General features: G+C 52.2%; 20 protein-coding genes. 5 read left to right on the plus strand and 15 right to left on the minus strand.

Features of this window, described 5'->3' with window-relative positions:
• Nucleotides 1-106 precede the first annotated feature (106 nt).
• Both J2I46_RS00905 and J2I46_RS00910 read right to left on the minus strand, forming a co-directional pair.
• Nucleotides 107-1,111, minus strand: a complete 1,005-nt coding sequence (locus tag J2I46_RS00905) for an ABC transporter ATP-binding protein (protein WP_207327042.1) — start codon at nt 1,109-1,111, stop codon at nt 107-109.
• A 26-nt stretch (nt 1,112-1,137) separates the two neighbouring features.
• The gene (locus tag J2I46_RS00910) at nt 1,138-1,530 is read right to left on the minus strand and encodes a hypothetical protein (protein ID WP_207327043.1); all 393 of its coding nucleotides are present in this window, start codon (nt 1,528-1,530) and stop codon (nt 1,138-1,140) included.
• Between the two features lie 313 nt (nt 1,531-1,843).
• Here J2I46_RS00910 and J2I46_RS00915 point away from each other — a divergent pair, with 313 nt between their 5' ends.
• From J2I46_RS00915 to J2I46_RS00935, 5 genes are all read left to right on the plus strand, one after another.
• Nucleotides 1,844-2,134 carry a PAAR domain-containing contractile injection system baseplate protein gene (locus J2I46_RS00915; RefSeq protein WP_207327044.1) on the plus strand — a complete coding sequence of 97 codons (291 nt, stop codon included), beginning with the start codon at nt 1,844-1,846 and terminating at the stop codon, nt 2,132-2,134.
• 5 nt (nt 2,135-2,139) lie between these two features.
• Nucleotides 2,140-3,018 carry a TssN family type VI secretion system protein gene (locus J2I46_RS00920; RefSeq protein WP_207327045.1) on the plus strand — a complete coding sequence of 293 codons (879 nt, stop codon included), beginning with the start codon at nt 2,140-2,142 and terminating at the stop codon, nt 3,016-3,018.
• A 43-nt stretch (nt 3,019-3,061) separates the two neighbouring features.
• On the plus strand, nt 3,062-4,213 hold the full coding sequence (locus J2I46_RS00925) for a hypothetical protein (protein WP_207327046.1): 1,152 nt from the start codon (nt 3,062-3,064) through the stop codon (nt 4,211-4,213).
• A 67-nt stretch (nt 4,214-4,280) separates the two neighbouring features.
• Nucleotides 4,281-5,468 carry a hypothetical protein gene (locus J2I46_RS00930; RefSeq protein WP_207327047.1) on the plus strand — a complete coding sequence of 396 codons (1,188 nt, stop codon included), beginning with the start codon at nt 4,281-4,283 and terminating at the stop codon, nt 5,466-5,468.
• A 39-nt stretch (nt 5,469-5,507) separates the two neighbouring features.
• Nucleotides 5,508-6,281 (plus strand): hypothetical protein, encoded by a 774-nt coding sequence (locus J2I46_RS00935; RefSeq protein WP_207327048.1) that lies wholly within the window; start codon nt 5,508-5,510, stop codon nt 6,279-6,281.
• Nucleotides 6,282-6,311: 30 nt separating this feature from the next.
• On the opposite strand, the gene J2I46_RS00940 is transcribed toward J2I46_RS00935, so the two are convergent.
• From J2I46_RS00940 to J2I46_RS01000, 13 genes are all read right to left on the minus strand, one after another.
• Nucleotides 6,312-7,247, minus strand: coding sequence for a hypothetical protein (locus tag J2I46_RS00940; protein WP_207327049.1), 936 nt, complete (start codon nt 7,245-7,247; stop codon nt 6,312-6,314).
• A 20-nt stretch (nt 7,248-7,267) separates the two neighbouring features.
• The gene (locus tag J2I46_RS00945; protein ID WP_207327050.1) at nt 7,268-7,972 is read right to left on the minus strand and encodes a hypothetical protein; all 705 of its coding nucleotides are present in this window, start codon (nt 7,970-7,972) and stop codon (nt 7,268-7,270) included.
• Between the two features lie 57 nt (nt 7,973-8,029).
• Nucleotides 8,030-9,439, minus strand: coding sequence for a phospholipase D-like domain-containing protein (locus tag J2I46_RS00950; protein WP_207327051.1), 1,410 nt, complete (start codon nt 9,437-9,439; stop codon nt 8,030-8,032).
• Nucleotides 9,440-9,463: 24 nt separating this feature from the next.
• On the minus strand, nt 9,464-10,261 hold the full coding sequence (locus J2I46_RS00955) for a hypothetical protein (RefSeq protein ID WP_207327052.1): 798 nt from the start codon (nt 10,259-10,261) through the stop codon (nt 9,464-9,466).
• 30 nt (nt 10,262-10,291) lie between these two features.
• A complete protein-coding gene (locus J2I46_RS00960; RefSeq protein WP_207327053.1) occupies nt 10,292-10,471 on the minus strand; it encodes a hypothetical protein in 180 nt (59 codons plus the stop codon).
• Nucleotides 10,468-10,965: a hypothetical protein gene (locus tag J2I46_RS00965; protein WP_207327054.1), complete on the minus strand. Its 498-nt coding sequence runs from the start codon at nt 10,963-10,965 to the stop codon at nt 10,468-10,470. Before J2I46_RS00965 ends, J2I46_RS00960 begins: the two co-directional genes overlap by 4 nt.
• Nucleotides 10,966-10,968: 3 nt before the next feature.
• Entirely contained in the window at nt 10,969-11,838 is an 870-nt protein-coding gene (locus J2I46_RS33295; protein ID WP_207327055.1) for an OmpA family protein, read from the minus strand.
• Between the two features lie 20 nt (nt 11,839-11,858).
• Nucleotides 11,859-12,266 (minus strand): type VI secretion system tube protein TssD, encoded by a 408-nt coding sequence (gene tssD / locus J2I46_RS00975; protein WP_207327056.1) that lies wholly within the window; start codon nt 12,264-12,266, stop codon nt 11,859-11,861.
• 34 nt (nt 12,267-12,300) lie between these two features.
• Nucleotides 12,301-13,680 carry a DUF5458 family protein gene (locus tag J2I46_RS00980; RefSeq protein WP_207327057.1) on the minus strand — a complete coding sequence of 460 codons (1,380 nt, stop codon included), beginning with the start codon at nt 13,678-13,680 and terminating at the stop codon, nt 12,301-12,303.
• Nucleotides 13,681-13,736: 56 nt separating this feature from the next.
• The gene (locus tag J2I46_RS00985; RefSeq protein ID WP_207327058.1) at nt 13,737-14,189 is read right to left on the minus strand and encodes a hypothetical protein; all 453 of its coding nucleotides are present in this window, start codon (nt 14,187-14,189) and stop codon (nt 13,737-13,739) included.
• Between the two features lie 272 nt (nt 14,190-14,461).
• Nucleotides 14,462-17,026 carry an ATP-dependent Clp protease ATP-binding subunit gene (locus tag J2I46_RS00990; RefSeq protein WP_207327059.1) on the minus strand — a complete coding sequence of 855 codons (2,565 nt, stop codon included), beginning with the start codon at nt 17,024-17,026 and terminating at the stop codon, nt 14,462-14,464.
• A gap of 60 nt (nt 17,027-17,086) precedes the next feature.
• Nucleotides 17,087-19,513: a type VI secretion system protein TssR domain-containing protein gene (tssR, locus tag J2I46_RS00995; protein ID WP_207327060.1), complete on the minus strand. Its 2,427-nt coding sequence runs from the start codon at nt 19,511-19,513 to the stop codon at nt 17,087-17,089.
• Nucleotides 19,514-19,526: 13 nt separating this feature from the next.
• Nucleotides 19,527-20,384 carry a PKD domain-containing protein gene (locus J2I46_RS01000; protein WP_207327061.1) on the minus strand — a complete coding sequence of 286 codons (858 nt, stop codon included), beginning with the start codon at nt 20,382-20,384 and terminating at the stop codon, nt 19,527-19,529.
• Nucleotides 20,385-20,400 lie beyond the last annotated feature (16 nt).

Raw genomic sequence — 20,400 nt, forward strand, 5'->3', positions numbered from 1 at the left:
ATCGGAGATAAAGGTTGAGTTTGGCTCGTCAACGCCAATTTATGGGCTGTGCTGACGTGTATGAAGGGAAAGTTAAGCGATTCGACCGAAACGACCAATCCAAACATTACCCTATGGACATGAGTCGGTTGCCGTTCAGGTGAATACGAACCTGATCACCTACCTGCACATCATCGCGTTCGGTAAGAAGCCGTACCGATACGTACCTGCTTACTCTGACATCCAGTTCGCTCTGACGTCCCTGAAAAAAGACGGCCTGAACGGTGCCGGCAACGGGCCCGTCGTCGGCCAGCGAAATATGTTCTGGCCGAAGCCCGATAAACGCCTCGGACGGGTGGGTAGGCGGTAACCCCAACACGGACAGGTGTTTACCCCGAAACACGTTTACGGGACCGGTCATCCGGGCAGCGTAGGTCGTTTTGGGGCTAAAATAGACCTCGCGCGGCGTTCCGATCTGCTTCAACTGCCCCTGCTGGATAATGCCGATCTGATCGGCAATGGAAAGTGCGTCGGTGGCATCATGGGTCACAAACAGACAGGCAGGCGGCGGCTGATCGCCTATCTGTTGCCTGACCAGTTCAAAAAGTAAATCCCTGATGATTAATCGGTTGGGTAGGTCGAGATGGCTAAACGGCTCGTCGAGAAGTAGTACGCGGGCGGGCTCTGCAACTGCGCGGGCAATGGCCGTACGCTGCTTTTCGCCACCCGATGCCTCGCGTGGTTTATGATGTTGCACCGCTTCCAGCCGACAAAGTTTCAGGAGTTCATCAACGCGGGCGCTCCGGTAGGTACGTTCGTAGAAGCGCAGGGCATAGTTGATGTTCTCGCGGATGGATATGTTCGGCATCAACTGGTATTCCTGCGGTACTACCCGGATCTGCGGATGCCCGGCCACGAGTACGTCTTTGGGGCCGATAACCAGCCCGCCATCAAGTCGTACTTCGCCACGGTCGGCGTCGAGCAAGCCGGCGATTATGTTCAGTAATGTACTTTTTCCAGAGCCGCTGGCACCCACAAGGGCCATAATTTGCCCGGCGGCAAGTGTCAGCGAGACATTCCGTATGGCAGCAAGGTCGGCAAATGATTTAGAGAGATGGGTGGCAGTCAGCATAGCGGGGCAAGTTAAGCCCGGATTGCTTACTGAACGTAAGGAGTGATGAAGGCGTAAAATTGTTGGCGAACCGTAATGAACTGCTGCTCCAGCATCTGGTAGCCACTGCGCATACGTCGGTGGCGCTCGTCGATCTCCTGCCGGCGTTGCCAGTTCGGTGTTCCTTTTGCCGTTGACCGTTCTTCCATTTCAATAAGTTCGGAGAGTTCGGCCATCTGCGCCCGAAGACCCGTAAACCACTGCCTGAAAGACACAGACTGGTTTACGATCGAATAATCGGCCGTGCTGTCGCACACATGCGACAGGAGTGAACTAAAGTACGACTCCTGGTCGGTATAAAGGGCAAGTGCCCGTAGCCATTGCTGATGTTCGTGCTGGTAAAGCGCAAATCGTTCCGTGGTTAAATGAGAGGTCGCCATGACAAGTTGCCAGATAGATGGGCGATAGGATGGTTGAGTATAGCAAAGAGGAAGAACAAGTAAAACTATATATTTTGAAGACTGTCTACTATTTCCAAAGAAAATAATCCAGTATTAATAATCCAACGGACTTTTTTCGAGTAACTGAGCCACGGAGCTGTTCAGTTGGCGGGGGATAAAACCAGATAACCAGCCCCTATATACGCGTCCAGTAAATATTACAGGCTTGGCACTACCCACGCGTTAACTTGCTGTTCAGGTAGCACAACAAGGTCCACTCCGTTGTGCTACCTGAACTAACTAACTCAGGAAGATGCCACCAGCTGCCCGACTCACCGATATGACGACCTGCCCGCTATCAACCGGCCCTGTGCCCCATGTTGGCGGACCAATATCAGGCCCCGGAGCGCCAACCGTCTTAATAGGAAAACTTCCTGCTGCCTGTGTTGGCGATCTATCCATTTGTGTTGGCCCGCCAGCGGCCATTGCCAGAGGCTCGGCTACCGTGCTGATCGGCGGGCGACCGGCCGCACGGATGGGAGATAATACGGCTCATGGAGGCGTAATCGTGTCAGGTTTTCCCACCGTTATGATTGGGGGTTGAGTGGTATGGGATCGCCTGTTCAGTTTTTCCTGACTTATCTGCTGGTTCCCATCGTGACCCTGGTGTTGGGCGTATCATTGGCGGCTATCAACCAGAAAAAATCACTGCTGAGTGGCCGGAAGTTATTGATAAGCGTAGCTCAGTTTACGTTACCAATGGCGCTGGCAGGTCTGTTTGGTATGATCGACCTATGGTTTATGCCGCTCTATTATTTGCTGATGGCTCTGGTATTTCTGCTGGAAGGAATGCTGTATGTACGGCAGCTCGTTCGGCTGATGGGCGACGAGCAACGAACCGAACCACTTTTTGTCGCCTTACTTACCTTGCTTATCCTGCTCATTGGTGGCTACTCATTCGGTTGGGTATTTAACTTCTTCAGTACGCTGAAATACGGTTTCTGGGCAGCAACCTGTCTGGTTCCCTTCGCTATTCCGCTGGTATTTGCCCGCACCTACGACGCCCTGGTTGCTATTCCAAACGAAGTACACAAGGTTTGGTATTATCCCCGCCAGGCCAAAGAAATTGAGTTTGAAGGCGTTGATTACTATCGACTTATGATCTTGGAGGTCGAATTGAGGAAGAATCCTGCCAACACGGCCGAAGGGCCGGTAAAGGTTAAAGCCCGGGCCACGCAGGACCTCTCGTTCGGTTTGTGGTTCCAGAAATTCATCGACGATTACAACTACAAGTTTCCCAATGATCCGATCGTGACCGAATCGCCCGACCAGGCTGCGTATGGGTGGCTTTTCTATTACGTCCGTCCGTCATTATTCAGCCTTCGGCGTTACATTGATTTTGACGTAAGTGTGGCTCAGAATCGACTCACGGAACGGCACACCATTCAGGCAAAACGGGTAGAAGTTCATCAACTGCCCGCCCGGTAGTTATTTCTTTATCAGCTTTTAACCCGACGAATGTCGCCCAACTATGCTTGTTGCCCGGACCTACCACCCCGTTAACTGGGTAAACGGGATGAAACTCTCGCAGAGCCATTTCCTCGATACAGACCAGAACGTTCAGGATATGGTTCGTGATGCACTTTCACTCTTTCTGACCAATTATAATTATGGCCTGTTACCACCCGAACGTGGTAGTGTATCATCGAATGAGATTGAGCTTCTGGAGAAAATCGGTAATCACGTCGAGGTACGTCTGCTGCGGTGCAACGCCATTACGTCGGGCGGTTGCCGCGTAGCGATTAACCCGGAAGTGCTTCGCTTTCGTACCCTGACGGCATCGTTTGCGGTAGAGACCGAGCTTGACGATATTGACCGACCGCCCTACGATATAGTGCTGCTGGTTAATCCATTTGAACGGGTACCCATGGGCGAACCCGACCCGGAGGAATCGCCGTTAAGGCACCCGTTTACCGACACGCACTACCAGTTGCAGGCTATTCCAACAGCGCAACTCAATGCGGATGAGCTAGGTCAGCATTACCTGACCATTGGCCGGGTTGTTTGTCAGGAAGGCAGGTACGTTGTGGAAGAGAGCTTCATTCCCCCTTGTACGAGCCTATCGAGCCACCCGAAATTGATGGCGTATTATAAAGGATTTGGCTGGAGTCTGAATGATCTTCAGATTAGTTCATTCAAGATTGTACGTAAAGTTTTTGATAGAAATCAGCCGTCTGATATTGCCAAAAACGTACAGATGCTCTGTATAAAATTACTTGATTCGCTGGGTCAGTTATTTTTTGAATATCGCAATCTCGATTATCAGCACCCGCCCGTAAAAATCCTAGATTATTTCGCGAATCTGACCAGCCTCATTTACACTAATCTGTACTGTATTCCGACGCGGGAAAAAGAGGAGCTCCTCCATTATTTTTATGAATGGACAGACGTTACGCCTAACCATTTTGAAGGGATGTTGCTCAGCCTGCTTGAACTCGACTACAACCACAACCGAATTGGTGAAGCGATGCGGAGCGTTGAAACGTTTCTGGACGTAATAACCCGGCTCTGGAACAAACTCAGTACGCTTGAATACATTGGCCAGCGAAAAGATAACATCGTTGTACGCGAAGAATCTGGTGCCCGGCCCGCCACCCGCCGGGGCTGGAGTGTGCTGGACTGATGGGCCAGTAAGGGTACTCTATTGTTGTAATGCCTTTATTTTCAAAATATTATGATACCGCTCTAGTATGACAGGCTATACGGAAACCGAATTACGGGCATTGGTTCGAACCTTGGCCGCTACACAAATCTCCATGAACGGTGTCTCGCTCATCGATGGGGTGAAACAGGCCTTTAAAACCAAACCGTTTATCTACGGAACCCAGGGCAAGGGAGGCGGGGGCCTGAAACTGGGTGGTATCATGGCGGCATCTATCAACAATAAGGTTACGTTTAAAAATGGTAAACCAGCTTTTGAAGCAGGTAGCCAGGGGTATGCCTTTCAGACTGGTACCCGGCAAACGGTTCAGCGAAGGCATAATTACCAGATGATGGATATGTATTACGGAGACGGTGGAAACGTTGGGCTTCGGGCTGATCCGTTCATTATGGAATTTGTACTCTACGCGACAAAACTAAAGCCGCTTCCAACGCCAGGCTCTTCAGAACAGCTATCGGCAACTCAAACGCACGAAAACCATCCCTTTGCTCTGTTCAAAGCAATTGGTGTAGATAAAGCGTGGGAAAAAAACGCCGTAACGACCGCGGCGTATGGGCAGGATACCTTCCGCGGGCATGATATGACGGGTACAAAAGAGTTGTCACGAATTATCCGCTGGTGCGTGGGCGAATTCGGGGGTACCATTATTTTCGAAGGCGTTGATGTGTATTACGACCAGGTATTCAATGAATCGGCCAGGTTTGGCGATACCGAACTGGAGGCGGCTGATTTATTTCAATACTTCAAACCCGGGCATTCTGAGGCGAGCTTTGGCCATGGAAATGGCCGGATTATTTTTCACTGGCAGGGTACGCAGACCGTGCCGTCGAAACTTCTGTTTCTAACTTCGTGGAAATATGACTCGTTTGCGGCTGCCCAGTGGTACAAACTAACGCATCCGGAAAACTTTGAGTCGACTCTGAAATCCATACTTCACAACCCTGGTCAGATACGGCCAACAGGGACACCAACAAGTTGGGGGGGCGACACGTTCGATGCGAGTCACACCGCCAATAAATTAGGCAGTGTTGTTTATAAAACGAACGCATCGGCAGGCCATGGGGTGAAGAAAATCATAAAAATTGACGAGAAAGATATTGATGCCATTACCAATAAGATCAATATTCAGAACCGAAATCTGTGGAATAATTTTAGTGCCCTTCCGCAACATGTTGCTCCCTGGCAAATTGCCAAGTGGCTGGAAAGTATGGCTTAACTTTTTCAGTTATCAGGTATTGTTTTACGCGCTCAGACCATGCCTATTCACCATGCGCCGCTCATTCAAACCGATCAACTGGTTCCCGGTGATATACTCATTGAATATGAAAATTCGCCAGAGCACTCACTCATGTGGCTTGGGGGGGGTAAGCCCATTGTTCACAGTGCCGAGGCCACCTTCAGCGGAATACTCAGGCAGTCGGCGAGAGGGTTTGGGGGGCAGGGCACGCCTTGTTTTGAGGTGTACAGGAGCCTGAACAATGCGTTGGGCGCCAAAGTGAGCCAGTTTGCGGCCATATGGGCTACATCAAGTAATGATGCCCGCTACATATTTGCCAAAAACAATCTTGATGAACTGAGTCTGATGACTCGCTTCAGTCAGGATCGTTTGGGGGGAGATGGCGGGCATTGGGATAATGAAGCCCGGGTACGTGCCGTTCGGGCATATTGTCGGGTTATCAATAATCAGCCACTGAGTGCCATAGAGGGTGTTACCTGCTCACAATTTATTACCTACACCTACCAGGCCGCCAGTATTGCCCTGCTTGTTGCCCGTCATGCGCTAACGCGCGTTGTGATACAGGAAATTAACTCCCGCCTGTTACTGAACCAGTTACACAACGCCATGGCTTACGCAGCAGCAACTGCCTCGTTGCGGTCAATTAGATTGGGGATAGATGCCACCATGCCGGATGCGTTCAAGGTGGATGCCAAAATCACCAGTGTCGATGTGTTAGCTGCCAAATTGAGGCTCGATCCCCGCTTTGGGCACGTTGGTAATCTGGCAGGAGGCGATGAGGATAGCGATTAGGTAAAATCACAACGTACCCGGAGCAACTGATCAGGTGGGCATCACGGGACCGTGCAGGCTGCCGGGTGCCGCGGCCGTATCAAAAACAACACTCCGTTTCACCGTTCTGGCCATAGGGCAGATCACCGTTCTGACAGCCATGCCCATGGCGTTTCTGGCTAGCTGAATAATCTGAGAACTGCTTGTATCACAGTGGATGACCAGCCCGTTGGCGTGCGTGCCCACATTGGAGGCCAGCGGGGATGCACCGTCCGAAATGATGATATGCACGTCTAAACGGGCTAACGTACCTGTTTCGACCCGCTGAATCAGATCGCGGTGGCCGTGATCGGCGCAAATCTCTACACCAATATGTATTCCGTCGATCACGACAGCGGCAGCTGACGTACCTGGCATAAACGTGAAGAGGTTTTGTTCGTACGTATCCAGTTCTTCACGATCTACATTTTTGTGGTAGGTCGCCATCAGCACTCCGTTATGAACCATGAAACAACTGTTCCGGGCAATGCCTTTCGTGATCTGTTGAGCGCGGAAAAAAGTGGCCGCCCGGATAACTGGTTCCCGCTCAACCCAGAACGTGGTGCCAGCCACTATCAACGTATTGGTGCCAGCCGTTAATGCACGCAATGAGGCTACGAGCAGGTCTTTTTCCTGCTGCGAATACAGTGTATGCTTGCGTTTCTGCCCATTAAAAAGAGCTAACTGTCCCTGTGTGAGCCGGTTTGCTTCGTTGGCTGGCCCCCGGTAGCCATGAAACGTATCGTTGAGTTGCGTAACTACCTGCGCGGGCGTTTTTCGAAAAAAATATTCGGGTACCACCACAATGTGCAGCGGGTTTGCATCAATGGAGCTTTGAACGAACGATTCGTTGCAGAGCCTCTTCAGGATCGAAATGCGATCGGTAAGACTATCGGCCATGTGCTGCCAGGCTTCGGAGCGAAGGGAGATATTCAGAAGTCGGGCCATCCGAAAAAGTAGTTATTGGGTTAGACTGGGATTTGCCTGGTGTTCAGGCATTGCTGGGCTTTTTGCACGAAATCGAACGTATCAATACCATACATGTAGGTATAGTACAAATCCGGGTTGTGGCCAGTCACTACATCCTGGTAGACCTGGATGTACTGAATTTGATAGGCCTGTATCTGAGATTGAGTAAACAGGGTTGAGGGGGGATTGTCAAACCCATGCATGAACATTCGCCATTGTGATTCGCGGATATTGGCAGCGAGTGTCTCCACTCTTGCTTTATCGCCGAGATGCATATTCGATACACTCCAAATTTTCCACTGGGTGTACACTCGTTCGCAACTCTCTTTTGCATTTTTGTAGCTCGCTCCGGCACTCATATTTTCTCTGGCCGGACCATTATAATAAAGCGTTAAATCGTTATTCATCTTTTTGTACTGTTCGGAAATCGATGCTTCAACAAACGAAAGCATCGGTACCAATTCAGTTGGTCCTGTATAACCAAATGACTGAGCAATCTGATTGATTGGCTTTCCCAAATAGCGGGTCGCAAAATTGCGGGCGAAAACATCCCACGCAATAATATGACAGCGCTGCGTTAATTTCGACCGTGCACCCGGGAGTAATTCTGCCTTCGGTTTATCTGGGGCTCCGTAGGGTAACACTTCTCGTACCGGCGTAGCTACATTCGCCGTTTCAAGTCTGACAAACACACCAAAGGACATCCTGAAAATAAGTTTACGTGAACGAGTAATAAATCCAATATTCGTCAAAAAGGGGAATTAATCGAATGTCAACGTGACGCCTTTTTCTTTTTTCAAAGTGGAATTATGATGCTTCATCATACTATTATAAACCGAGGCCACATCGGTGTAAATAAAACTTTCTGCATTATTATTGGCGATAACTGCACTGGTAAAACCTGCGCTTCCCAGTAGTGTTATTTGTTTGCCCGACCGTAATTCGGCAAGAATCAATTTGTCATGCTGAAGTGCTTCGTGGGCGGTTACAACTGTCACTGGTTTTTGTAGATACACTTTTACTTTGTTGTAAATGAGCTGTCTAACCGCCTTCTTGACAAAGTATCCGGTGGCCTCGCTGTAGTAGGCACTTTCATCAATGAACAGCTCAATATCGACCCGGTGCTTCCAACTTAATGTACACAGGAAATCGACAATGCTTTTCAGCCCTTTTTGTTCATTACTTGGGCTCACCAAAAATTGCCGAATTATGATCTTGGAGGCATCTTGTAGGTGAGTTATTACGAAATCCTGAATATCAATAATTGGGGCCAGCGCAACCTGTAGGTGATGATCCTCACTGTTGTAATCAATCAGTTTTTGGCCTATTTCTTTCCATAGCGGACTGGCCGACGGATTGGGCTGTTTCAGTAGATCCATGTACTGCCCGATCAAATGCCCAAGGCGCAGACTTTTAATATAGATGCAGCTTTCAAAGTTGATATCTTCCAGGCCTGAATAACTGATATTTGGCGAGCCAATTATGATTCCTTCGGCGTCAATCGTCCATACTTTATTGTGCATTTTCTGGATCTCGCCCGAGGGAAGGAATGCCTCCGACCGTTGCTTTGCTTTTTTGAATGCATTAATCGTATGCTGGTCTCTTGTGCCAAGAATCAGATCGATCGGAATCCTGTTTTTTAGTATATAATCAAGGATGCTGTCCGAATACGATTTCCCGTGAGGGTACGGAAATTTGTCTACGGCAAGTCTCAGGCTGTGTTGCACATCGTTTCTGGTCGTGATATAGTGCTTCACAACTTCCTTCAAATTGTGCGTTGTTGACCCGTATGCTGCCATATGGGGCACCAGTCTGGTAAGTACACTGTAGGCAAATGGCTTGAAGCGTTTACAAACCATGCCAAACATGCCAAGCGTTCGTTCATCACAATACTGAAGTATGAGGTTCAGTACGTTGCCGGGCACCAACTGAAACGGATCGGGAGGAAGTGGCTTTGGTGCCATTGGTTTGACTACCAGAGCCGTGTTGTTCACCACTGACGGGGGGGTAGTAACGACATGTGGTTGTGGGCGGCCTACTACCTGAACGGGCGCTTTTGCCACTGCTTTCTGAGTACACATCTGTCCACAAGTATGACACTTGGCAGTAGATGAACTGGTACGTTGTAGTGTAAATTCACGTCTACAACGGGTGCATACGTAAGTTGCCATTAGGATTCGGTTAAAGAGGGTCGGTTATTGAACGGCGTACAGTTTGCTGCCTTTACCCTGTGCGCCGTTGCACATCCGGCAGGCTGGCACTAAGTTGATAATGGAGTTGAGGCACCTTTTTTCTACAGCCAAACTCCCCCAGAGCATGCAACAAATGGTCAGGAATGTTTGCCCCTGACTCGATAGCGTGTAGCGGGCCGCCCGCGGAGTCATAAAGCCGACTCCTGCCTGCCAGGCCACATTCCAGTCGTATTCGCTTACATCTACGGTGTTTAATACCCCGACATTGTTGGCTTCAAGGTCGGCAATTTGCCCTGCTTTAGTACCCACGCTAGCCCCGCCTGTATAGCCCGCATTGATGCTGCGTAAGACTTTGATTATCGCCGAGCCGGGAGAAGCCTGAGGCTGCCTGTGGTCTACTTCAATAAACTCTTCTGGTAGGTAGATGCCGCAATAATGGCACGGAAAGCTGGGAAGTTGCTGAGTTATATAGTTTCCATTGGCCCGTTTAAACCTGAAAGGACGATTTTTGTAGTGATACATACGTCTCCAGCGCAGATCGGTTTTCACGTGTAGATGATTGGCAAAATGAAGGGTTTCCAGCGTGGTGGCATTTGTGGCAGCAGTAGCAGCTGCTAGCGTGCTGCCCGGTAACGTGCCAAACGCATTAGCCAGCGAGAATGCGCCGGTCATACCATCCCGCTGCAATGTGTACTGACCCGGCAGGATCCCAAGTTTGCCGGTGGTTGTGGGTACATTACGGCCAGCTTTGGCAGAATACTGGACGTTATATCGATTCGTTAAATCAAGGACCGTTGGCATATCGACGATGAGTTAAAGAAGGGAGCCAGATCAGAGGTCACTGGTCAATGACTCGCCCTGCAAGGCTTTCTTTGCTTCCCGAATACTGGTCTTCACCCGCCTGATTGCCGGCCGGGCACGTACCCAGGCCACACTAAGGCCGAGCAGAAAAGTGGCTACCAGCATCAGGCTAATTTCGGTGATGGCCACCCAGGGTGATAGTGGGTTCATGAGGAAAGGGTCGTCTGGGTACGGTCTGTTTCGGCCAGCCCACGCCGCATCCGACCTTGCCAGGCCCGTAGCTCACCCCACTGCCCGTCATTGGCCAGCCGCGCCTGGTCGGGCCAGGTGGCCGGGTCATACGGATGCATGAGCGGACCGTTGTTGGTCAGAATGCGCTGAATAGTGCCGGGTGTTTGTCTGGAAAGATGGGCAAATGTTCTGATACCTGTCATCAGCAGAATTCGCTCAACGGGATCTGTTATACCAAGAATTTCGGTGAGTCGATCACTGCCGGGGAGGTTGTCCGGATCAATAATAGGCAGGCGGCTTTTCCGGAGTTGATCAATCCGTCGCTGCAACTGCTGCAACTGCTGAAGAAGCGTTAGCTGACGCCGTTTATACAGCTGCTGCCCAATCAGATACCCAAAAATTAACGCACCCTGAAGCATCAGAAAATGCAGCAGACTGGCGTGAAGCAGGTGGAACGGGTTTAGCTGGAACATGCTTTAGCGTTTAATCACAACGGTGACGCGGCGGTTGGCTAACCGGCCTTCGGGCGTAGCATTAGGGGCAATTGGCTCGCTTGAGCCTCGTCCCAGTGGTATGATTCGCCCGCCCCGAGCACCTGAGTTAACCAGAAACTGCCGTACGGCTGCTGCCCGTCGCATCGATAGTCGTTGATTGGCCGTTACTGAACCAACACTGTCGGTATGCCCCGTTACGCGCAGTGCTGCTCCGTGCGGTTGCCGTAGAAAAGGTACGGCATCGGCCACAAACCGATCTGTTTCCGGGGTACGGATAAAGGTGGTCTGGCCGCTCTCGAAATACAATTCCATCGGATGAAACAGATCGATATAGCGCTGAGCATCAGCCAGCGAGCGCGCAGTTGTGGGCAATGCTTTGGTGAACTCAACTACTAGTGCCCCAGTTGAATCGTTAACGTACCTGAGCGTTGGTACCCGTTCGCTACGTACCTGAACCTGCCCTTCGTTGATTCCATCAGTGAGCAGCCGATCGGCAAGCGCAGCAGCGCGGGCTTTTCCCAGGTCTGGCGCTACGGTTGCTGAGGCTTCGTCGAGGGTATACTGGCCAGTAATGGCAACCGCCAAACCCGGATTAGCCAGTAGGTGCAGACTTAACCGGTCAATCGGATTGTGCGCCGAACGGGCCAATTCATTGCCTGCCCGGCCAAACAAGGCACCCGGAAGCGTGGTGTGCCAATCGGGGCCGTGCTGTAGTACAAGCGGGGGCAGCGGTTCGATAACCTGCTGCCCCACGCGTTTGATGTAAAAAAGGTGCACCGCCGCCGACCCCGCCCACCAAAGTCCAGCCAATAGCCACAAGGCAGTCAGGCGGGTGAGAAAAGGCTGGGTCATCTGGAGACGAATGCGTTGGTTTACTTGTATGTATCGACTGGCCAGTCGTTTACCTGTTCGGCCTCGCCATTCTTGATTTTCTGGGCGTGAATCGTGATGCCAAGCGTGATGTTATCGCCACCGAAGGCCGAAAAAGACTCACTGTAACCCGTCAGAAAGCCATCTGTAAACATGATGTCTTTCAGTTTGCCGCCATCTTCTTCGCTTTTGCTGATGGTGATCGTTCCCGTAGGAATGGGGATGTGACCTTTGTTAACCATCTGAACCGCCAGATCGGTAGTGAACGGAGCGTCGATGGTCATGTTTAACTCACCACCCTGTACGTTACCACCGGGGCGGCCTTTGCTGTCGACGCCGCGTGAATACCCGATGCTGTAAGATAATACGTCGTACTTTGTGCCGGCGATGTCTAATACTGCCTTTGCCATTTCGTTTTTTGGTTAAAGTGAATAGTATTGGTAGTTAGGCCATTACGCCGTAGTCAGATACCCACTCCGGGCTATCCACGTCGTCGCCGCGGCGTCCGTCGAGGCGGATCACGAAGCTCTTGGCCGGGAAATACGGTTTGATGAACAGGTCGAGGTGAATCAGATCTTTGATGTTCTTATCGCGCTCGAACCGCATAATGCTGTGCTTTTCGATAAGCCGGTCCGGGCCCATGATGCTATCGAGGAACTGCACGATCTGACGGCGCAGGTCAGCTTCCATGCGTGGTGTCCAGTTTTCGAAAGCCCGCCGGTTTAGGAAGTCGAACAGCACCTTAACTACGTGGTCGAATACCCGCACAACCGAATAGGTCTGCAAACCAGGGTTGTCGCCGTTGAAAAGTGTTTTAGCAGAGAAAGCCATTACCTTGCCATACTCGAATACCATCGGTACCAGACCGAGGCGTTCCAGGTGCGAAATCTCACTTTTCTTCAGCGGATAACGTACCCCGTCAACTTCGTTCATGCCGCCATGCTTCTTACCCGCCGTCACCTGCGACATCAGCGTGTAATAGATCTTGCCCGCCAGCGCTGCCGAGGGTGGTACGTATAGGTTGTCCGTCTCGCCAACCTCAGCTACTTTTCCCCGGCCAACCATCCAGTTACAAGCCATGATCACGTTTGAGCAATGCAGATCGCCGCTGCTCATATTGGCCGTGCTGAAGAGCTCGATGGTATCTTCCGGCGATTCCAGATCGGCGAAGTCGGTGATCAGCATCACTTTACTGTTGTGCGCCAGGCGTGCCCATTTTTCCAGAATACCGTTGGTCCGCATGAAGCCGGGCACCACCAGTAACGAATAGTTCGTGCGCAGATCGAGACGGTCGTAGTTCTGCTTGAACTCCTCGTTCACCCGGTCAATAAAGATCGGGTTATCAAGATCAGTTAACTGCGTCAGCGATGCATTCAGGATGGTCACGTTCGGCACCCGGTCCATGTCGGTGTTCTTGTAGAACAGAGACAGGGCCCGGTAGCTGCGCTCTAACTCACGAGTGCTATTGAGCGCCCGAAGCAGGTTTTTACGCAACTGGGCGTTAGAGAGATTGGCCTTTTCTTCGGTTTTCTCAAGCATCTCCGTCTGGTTACTGCTCGATTCGAGGAGTTCGATCCAGAGGTTCAGCTTTTGCTTCAGCATCTGCCGTTCCACTTTCTTGTTCTCATCGGTCATGAAAATGGTTTTGCGGGCCTTGCGCTCAGGACTGATATTCTGAATACCGTCTATAAAGCTTTCAACGAATGGGAAACCGCCATACGCTGCAAGGGTACTAAGGCCGGGGAGTCCGGTTGAGGGGGCGGCAACTACCGCTTCGGAGGCAACAGCTTCGTCTGCCGCTGCCGATTTTTGTTCTTTTGCCATGTGGCAGAATGCGTTTAACCGTTAACGTTTGGGAAAATCAGAAGAGAATGGCCGGGCTATTCGTTGTCGGCAGCGTCTAACTCACTCACCAGCGATTTCAGAGCAGAAACCAACGCTGCCTTAGCATCGGGATTGTCCAGGGCCGTCTGTAGAATCCGATGGCCTTTCAGGCGGCGGCTGATCTGGGTGTATTCGCTGTACTGGCCGTCCAGTGAGCGCAGATAAGGGCTTTGCAGACTCAATGCTTTGGCTCTGAAATCGGCAATGCTGCCAAATTTCAGGTTCTCCTGCACAGGCGTTCCGTTTTCATCTTCGAACTCAACATCAACGTTGGGTTGATAGCGATTGAAGACATCCTCCACCGTTTTAAGGCCGGTAACCAGCTCAGGAGTTACGGGTTCTTCGTCAGTAAGCTGTAGGGCGAGCAGGGTCCGATTGAACGGAATATCGGCAATGCCTTCCGAGGCCATCGGCTTGATCTCGTTCCCGCCAATCTCGTAGTTAAACATAGCAGTGACTGTTAAAAGGTTGAAATACAGTCTAAAGCTATACCACTCCTAAACGCACTGCAACCAGTAAGCTGGCTGTAGCTACCACTCAGTATATTTAGAGTTACCAAATATATTGAGTGGTAAAATATTGATACGCCTAATAAATATTGGACAAAAAGAATTTTTCAGGCTTGACAGACTAAATAAAATGTTGACAGTGCCGTAGGCCCGGAAAATTGACGAATAAAAAAGACGTACTCAGGCTACCCATGTTTCCAGACGTTGGTTTGCTACACTTTGGTCGGTATGAGCCATTCAATCTGACCAGTCTGAATGGGGTCGGGAGTGGCGGCATCCGTCACTACCTGCCAGCTAAGTTCACCATCGGCACGGCCCGTTACACGCAGCCATTCGCCCGGGTGAATCTGTCCGGCAATGATCATTCGCGAAATCGGGCGGCGTAATTTGTTTCGGATAACGCCCGCAAGCGGCCGGGCACCATATTGAGGTGTATAGCCACTAAAGGCAAGTTGTTGCCGGGCGGCGGCGTCGAGTTCCAGACGGATTCCCTGCCGCTGTAAACTTTCGGTCAGTTGCCGCAACTGAATATCGAAAATGTGTAGTACGTGTTGCTCGGTGATCGGGCTAAACGGAACGATTTCGGTGATGCGGGCCAGAAATTCGGGGCGGAAGCTCCCGGTCATGCGCTCCATCAGTTGTTGCGACGATGGCCGCCGCCCCTGCTGAAATTCGTGGCTGATCCATTCGCTGCCAATATTCGAGGTAAAGATCAACAGGGCATTCGAGAAGTCACCTTCTTTGCCTAGTTTGTCGTGTAATCGCCCTTCATCCATGATCTGCAGGAACACGTCGAAGATCGACGAGTGGGCTTTCTCGATTTCATCGAACAGCACCACGGCATAGGGCTGTTGCCGAATCCGGTTCACCAGCAGGCCACCTTCTTCATAGCCAACGTACCCGGGAGGTGCCCCATACAGCAATGCCGCGGCGTGTTCTTCCTTGAACTCCGACATATCGAAGCGAATCATAGCGTGCTCGTCGTTAAACAGGAATTCGGCCAGTGATTTCGAGAGTTCGGTTTTGCCCGTACCGGTCGGACCCAGTAAAAAGAACGTACCTATGGGTTGCCCTGCTTTTTGCAGGCCCGACCGTGACTCCAGAATGGCATCGGAAAGAGCCTTGAGGGCGTGGTCCTGGCCAACAACACGCTGCCGCAGGTGATCTTCCATGGTCAGCAGTTTCTCTTTTTCGCGTTCCTGCACTTTACCCATCGGAATGCCGGTTTTATAGGCTACCACGGCCGCCAGGTCTGTTTTGCTGACGCGCGCCCGACGGGCATCGGCCAGTTCATGGAGGCGGGTGAGCTTGGCGGTCAGGTAGGGGAGGTATGACTCTGGCGTTACCAGCTCGGTTGGGTCAACGGGGTCTTCCCACTGTCCCATGAGTACCGGGCTGATCTGCTGTTGCAACTGCTGATCGAACCAGCGGTAATCATCAAGCCGTTCTTCTGCGGTTAATTCACTCTCGTTCAGTTCGGCCAGTGCCTTATCGAATTGGTCCAGGTCAGAACCCGCCAGTTCGGTTACCGTGCGAATGGCAGCCATCGTGCGATCGAGCAGATCAAGTGCAGCATCGGGCAGACGACGGTCTTTTACGTATCGTTTGGCCAGCCGAACGCATTCGGGGACCACGTCGGCATCAACCGTGAGCTGATGATGCTTTTCGTACAGGCCTACCAGCCCGCGGATCATTCGCTCTGCCACGTTTACGGGGGGTTCATCCACATTCAAAAGCTCAAATCGACGGCTCAGCGCCTGGTCTGGCTCGATCAGCTTACGAAATTCGTCGCGGGTGGTAGCTCCAATCAGCGTCAGTTCGCCCCGGGCCAGTTCGGGTTTCAGCAGGTTGGCAGCACCGCCACCTGCGCCGCCCTTAGGGTCGAGCAAAACGTGAATTTCGTCGATGAAGAGAATGCATTTGTCAAAAGCTTTTACCTCCTTGATCACATTTTTGAGCCGGTCTTCTACCTCGCCTTTATACGACGCTCCTGCCAGCAGCGCACCGGGATCAAGTTCGAGCAGCGTGGCTCCTTTAAGCCAGCCTGGTACCAAACCGGTGATCAACAGCTGCGCCAGCCCGTCGATCAGCGCCGATTTACCCACGCCGGGATCACCGGTGAGCATCACGTTCGGTTTACTGCGCCGCCCCAGAATCTCGACCATCATGCGCAGCTCCCGCTCACGGCCAATAATGGGGTCGAAATGGCCACTGCGGGCCAGGGCTGTTTTGTCGGTGCAGTATTTTTGCAACACGCTTGTTGGTGCGCCGTCCAGACTAGTACCCGCCGCCGGATTAGCTGGCGTTATCGGCCGGCCGGTCTCAGCCGGCGTAATGGGTTTCATCTCGTTGAGGTAGAGCCCCAGTAGGTCCCGTTCCTGAAGCGGCAATGATCGTAATTGTTCGGAAGGAAAACCCAGGCCGGGCTTTGTCAGGGCGGTTAGCACGCAAATGGGCTCTACCTTGTCTAGCCCAAGCCGTACACGAACAACGTCGGCTTCGTCCATTACCCGGTCAACCGACTGATCGCCAGCAGGTTCGTCTGGTGGAATGGCCACGCGGGATGATTCCTCCATACGTACCTCGGCCCATTCGCGCAGGTAGGGTACGTCTTTATGTAAGGAGGTCAGTAACAAGGCGCCGGCCGAATCAGCATGAACCAAGGCCCGAAGGAGGTGGGCTGCTGAATACCGCTCGTTTCTGTATTCGCGCGCCAGCGACTGCGATACGTAAAGAGCCGTTTGCACAGCTTCGGAAAGAAGGAAAGAGGGAAGCATGGTGGTTGAGGAGTGGTTTGGGGTCAGTAACGGGACTGTTTGATTGGTATGATCAGTAGTTCATTTAAACAGATCACTGCTTAACCAGTAATACGTATGCCCATTGGAGATAAAACGGCTATTCGGGAAAGTGGGTAATCGGGCCAGATAGTCGCGGCGTTCACGCAAAAGGTATAGCAGACGGAACCAGACCCCTTCGCTGACCACGTCAGGATCGGCCAGGGTCCGGACGGGCAGGCTGCTCAGTAGCGAATGGCGACAGGGTAAACCGGTCAGGTTAGTTATCAGATCGGCCACGGTGGCGGTATCAAGACGAGACTGCCCCTGCTGACGTGCCAACTCATCATACCTGCGGATGAGTTGCAGCCGGTCTTTTCCCGCTATCGGGTCAAGTTCATCGGCGGCTAAGTGGTTAATCCATAAACTGATGCGTTCAAATTCTGCCAGTGATAACAGCCGCACCGGACGAAACCCGGACGGTAGTGAATCGACCGTACGAACGTAGGTCTGACCGAAGAACGGATACGCCCGATGCGCAAAAAGGTTAGGGTCAACGCCTGCCAGCGTAGGCTCGAGCCGGGCTTTCAACGTGCGGTTGACTGCCGGGTTTACACGACTTCGGTAGATAGACTGACTCTGAAAGGCTTCATTCAGGGCGGCATCAACCCGTTTCGAATCATACCGCATCTGTTGCAACAGGCTGTCTGTCACCGCATGTAGAAGGCTGAACGGTAACTGTTGCCGTTTGCGGGGGAAAAGCACCCAACCCGGCGACATGCTGCCGTTTGGAAACGCCAGCCGGTAGATATTCGATGTGCCGTAGGTTAAATCATACCCGGGCGAAGGAACAACCAAGGCCGGGCTTACCAGCCGTTCGCGTTTGGGTTTCCCGGATTCAACGGCGGATTGGTAAACCAGTTGTTCAGCCTGTAGCACGTAGCTATTGGCCAGTGTATCGGCAGGTGCTTCCACCTGAAACGACAGCAATCGGGCTTCAGATGCCTGCAGTCCGTTTCGGATGTCGCTCAACTGGGAAATGTTACGTGAGTCGCCGTCGATGCCAACCAGTACAATCATGTTGGTTTCGCCCGGGTGAGTCGCTAACATAGTCAGGGCACGGTCGAGGCCCGCCCGAACAGGCTGGACGTACCCGTCAAAGCTGGGTACGTTGGTGGGTTTGGCACGGTTCAGAAAGTCGACAGATCGGGCAATGTCGGGGCTGATTGGCAGACTGTTAACGTACCCGGTTCGGTTGCCGGCAGCGGGTTCGCCGGGCCGGTAAATGACAATACCCACACTACCGCGACGCACATTGGTCGAGTCGGCCAATAAGGTTGCCGATGCCTGAACAGTATTCACCAGGTCACCCCAGTAGGGCAGCATGGCCCTGGTGCCTTCAATTACATACACAATGTTTTCGCTGCGTGAACGGGTCCTCCAGTTCTTGTATTGCCGGTACGAAAGCCGTTGCCCGTTGACATTCAGTACTGAACTATCGGTGAGGAAGATTGGTAGCAACGTACCCAGTTGCCAAACAGTTTGTTGCCCTTTCGTACTGCAAATCTGTAAAACGGGTAGCCGAACGCCGGTCTGTTGCCAGACCACCGAATCGAACCGTTGTTTGTTCTGGGCTGCAACGGGCTGGGTAGAATCGGGGCGGTTTTGCCAGGCTGAGTTGGCCGAGCTGAAAAACGGGTAGGGTTGCGGGTTTTGCAGCAGACTATCGCTTTCCCAAAACAGGCCGTTGCCAAGCGGCTGGAGTGCTTCGGTAGGCGCCCACCCAAGTACGTGATTGCGAATACTATCGGCCGGAAACCAGGGCGACCGGCCAATCAGCGCTTCTTTGCCACTGTCGGAAAACTTGTAGATATAGGCCAGATCGTAGAGTTTCAGGCCTGGTCCCACAACGTTCTGCCCGGCCGGATCGCTGAACAGACGCAGTGAATCACGTATCAGATAGGGGTTGGGTTTGTTCAACAGGCGGCCGCTGGTAAGGGCAGCACAATACAGCGCAGGCTGATCACTGTTGGCGGCTGTCTGAGCTTTGGATTTGGTCAGAAAAGCAGATTTTGGTGCCCATCCATAACCAACGGCCACTTTCCGATCTTTCAGGAGACGGGTAGCGTACCATGTCCCCACTTTCATGGCAGGTTCATATTTTACCAGGTTCAGGTAGCCGTTCTTCTCTTTCAGTACATAAAAAGCATCCAGAAAATTGATCTGTTTGTAGCGGGTTGTGGGGCGGGGGTAGCGGTAGGTAGGTATGTTGTTACGATCGGCATACACGATCCACGGGCCGGCCCCCAATTGTGGTGGCCCGGCCAGGGCTGACTTCCCCTGACTGACCAACGACTGGGTTTGCGGCCCTTTCTCTGTAGTCGTCTGTGAAGGGGCCTTCTTCAGGGTTGCAAAAGGCGGTAATACACCCTGCGCCTGGCTGGTAAAGCCAGTAATAAGCAACAGGAGTATCAGGTAAAATAGGCGCATACAGGCCGTGAGGTTATCTTTTGTGTTGGGTAATGGTCAATTTTGTCAGGCAACCTCCGTTGAGGCCGCCTTCCAGTGCTACGGCATCGATCAGGTTTTTGCCTTCAAATTGTAAGGCCATGCAGTAGGAATAGAAGTCGCGGGCGGGCTGGCCGTTGGCAATGACCGGAAAATCCGGGTTGCCGCAGAGGTAATGACCCACCAGATAACTGTACTGTGAGTTCACCTGCTGGCCGTTTGCGATTCGCTGAAGTCGCCAGCGAATGTCTTCTGCCGTGGTATCAACGGGCACGGTAAACCGGCTATAGCGTGGCAGCACCCGAACGTTCTGTGTCAGCGGCCGCTGGGTTATATCGGTTGTCAGCGTCACAGTATAAACCCCCGGTTTCAGGTAGCTGTAGAGCGCAGTTGGTTCGCGGGAGTCGACCAGGCCGGTTTCGCCAAACTGCCAGGCAAACTTACCGGGGCTAGCCCCGAACGTGGTGAAACTGAGCTTCTCGTCCTGATAAGCCACTTTGGGCCCCAGCAAACGAACCAACGAATCGCGCCGGGTAGGAGCAGGGCGGACTTTAACCGTAAACATTTTTTTCTGTTTGCCATTGACCGTTAGCCGGATCTGATAGAGGCCGGGCTGGGTGTAAAAGAACTGACCTCGTTGCGCCCGGTCGTCTGCCCCCTGGCCAAACTCCCAGTGCCAGTCTGTAGCCCCGGAAGTGCTGTCGGCAAAGTAAATCGGTTGATTCACCATCACGCCTAACGGCATCACGCCCGCCCGAACCACCGGTCCGCGGTTACGCCAGTACAACAGTGCCAGCAGAAGCGCCGTTGCCACAAACGTGGCTCCTGTCAGTATCCATTTGCGTTCAAGCATGGGCGGTTATATCAAC

Source organism: Fibrella forsythiae, from assembly GCF_017353175.1.
Classification (GTDB): domain Bacteria; phylum Bacteroidota; class Bacteroidia; order Cytophagales; family Spirosomataceae; genus Fibrella; species Fibrella forsythiae.

What these genes read in the sequence shown, in the direction of transcription:
- J2I46_RS00915 (WP_207327044.1), top strand. Translation starts at nt 1,844, where the DNA reads ATGCCACCAGCTGCCCGACTCACCGATATGACGACCTGCCCGCTATCA.
- J2I46_RS00925 (WP_207327046.1), top strand. Translation starts at nt 3,062, where the DNA reads ATGCTTGTTGCCCGGACCTACCACCCCGTTAACTGGGTAAACGGGATG.
- J2I46_RS00945 (WP_207327050.1), bottom strand. Translation starts at nt 7,972, where the DNA reads ATGTCCTTTGGTGTGTTTGTCAGACTTGAAACGGCGAATGTAGCTACG.
- J2I46_RS00965 (WP_207327054.1), bottom strand. Translation starts at nt 10,965, where the DNA reads ATGTTCCAGCTAAACCCGTTCCACCTGCTTCACGCCAGTCTGCTGCAT.
- J2I46_RS01000 (WP_207327061.1), bottom strand. Translation starts at nt 20,384, where the DNA reads ATGCTTGAACGCAAATGGATACTGACAGGAGCCACGTTTGTGGCAACG.
- J2I46_RS00985 (WP_207327058.1), bottom strand. Translation starts at nt 14,189, where the DNA reads ATGTTTAACTACGAGATTGGCGGGAACGAGATCAAGCCGATGGCCTCG.
- J2I46_RS00955 (WP_207327052.1), bottom strand. Translation starts at nt 10,261, where the DNA reads ATGCCAACGGTCCTTGATTTAACGAATCGATATAACGTCCAGTATTCT.
- J2I46_RS00960 (WP_207327053.1), bottom strand. Translation starts at nt 10,471, where the DNA reads ATGAACCCACTATCACCCTGGGTGGCCATCACCGAAATTAGCCTGATG.
- J2I46_RS00905 (WP_207327042.1), bottom strand. Translation starts at nt 1,111, where the DNA reads ATGCTGACTGCCACCCATCTCTCTAAATCATTTGCCGACCTTGCTGCC.
- J2I46_RS00920 (WP_207327045.1), top strand. Translation starts at nt 2,140, where the DNA reads ATGGGATCGCCTGTTCAGTTTTTCCTGACTTATCTGCTGGTTCCCATC.
- tssR (WP_207327060.1), bottom strand. Translation starts at nt 19,513, where the DNA reads ATGCGCCTATTTTACCTGATACTCCTGTTGCTTATTACTGGCTTTACC.
- J2I46_RS00930 (WP_207327047.1), top strand. Translation starts at nt 4,281, where the DNA reads ATGACAGGCTATACGGAAACCGAATTACGGGCATTGGTTCGAACCTTG.
- J2I46_RS00980 (WP_207327057.1), bottom strand. Translation starts at nt 13,680, where the DNA reads ATGGCAAAAGAACAAAAATCGGCAGCGGCAGACGAAGCTGTTGCCTCC.
- J2I46_RS33295 (WP_207327055.1), bottom strand. Translation starts at nt 11,838, where the DNA reads ATGACCCAGCCTTTTCTCACCCGCCTGACTGCCTTGTGGCTATTGGCT.
- J2I46_RS00950 (WP_207327051.1), bottom strand. Translation starts at nt 9,439, where the DNA reads ATGGCAACTTACGTATGCACCCGTTGTAGACGTGAATTTACACTACAA.
- J2I46_RS00990 (WP_207327059.1), bottom strand. Translation starts at nt 17,026, where the DNA reads ATGCTTCCCTCTTTCCTTCTTTCCGAAGCTGTGCAAACGGCTCTTTAC.
- J2I46_RS00910 (WP_207327043.1), bottom strand. Translation starts at nt 1,530, where the DNA reads ATGGCGACCTCTCATTTAACCACGGAACGATTTGCGCTTTACCAGCAC.
- tssD (WP_207327056.1), bottom strand. Translation starts at nt 12,266, where the DNA reads ATGGCAAAGGCAGTATTAGACATCGCCGGCACAAAGTACGACGTATTA.
- J2I46_RS00940 (WP_207327049.1), bottom strand. Translation starts at nt 7,247, where the DNA reads ATGGCCCGACTTCTGAATATCTCCCTTCGCTCCGAAGCCTGGCAGCAC.
- J2I46_RS00935 (WP_207327048.1), top strand. Translation starts at nt 5,508, where the DNA reads ATGCCTATTCACCATGCGCCGCTCATTCAAACCGATCAACTGGTTCCC.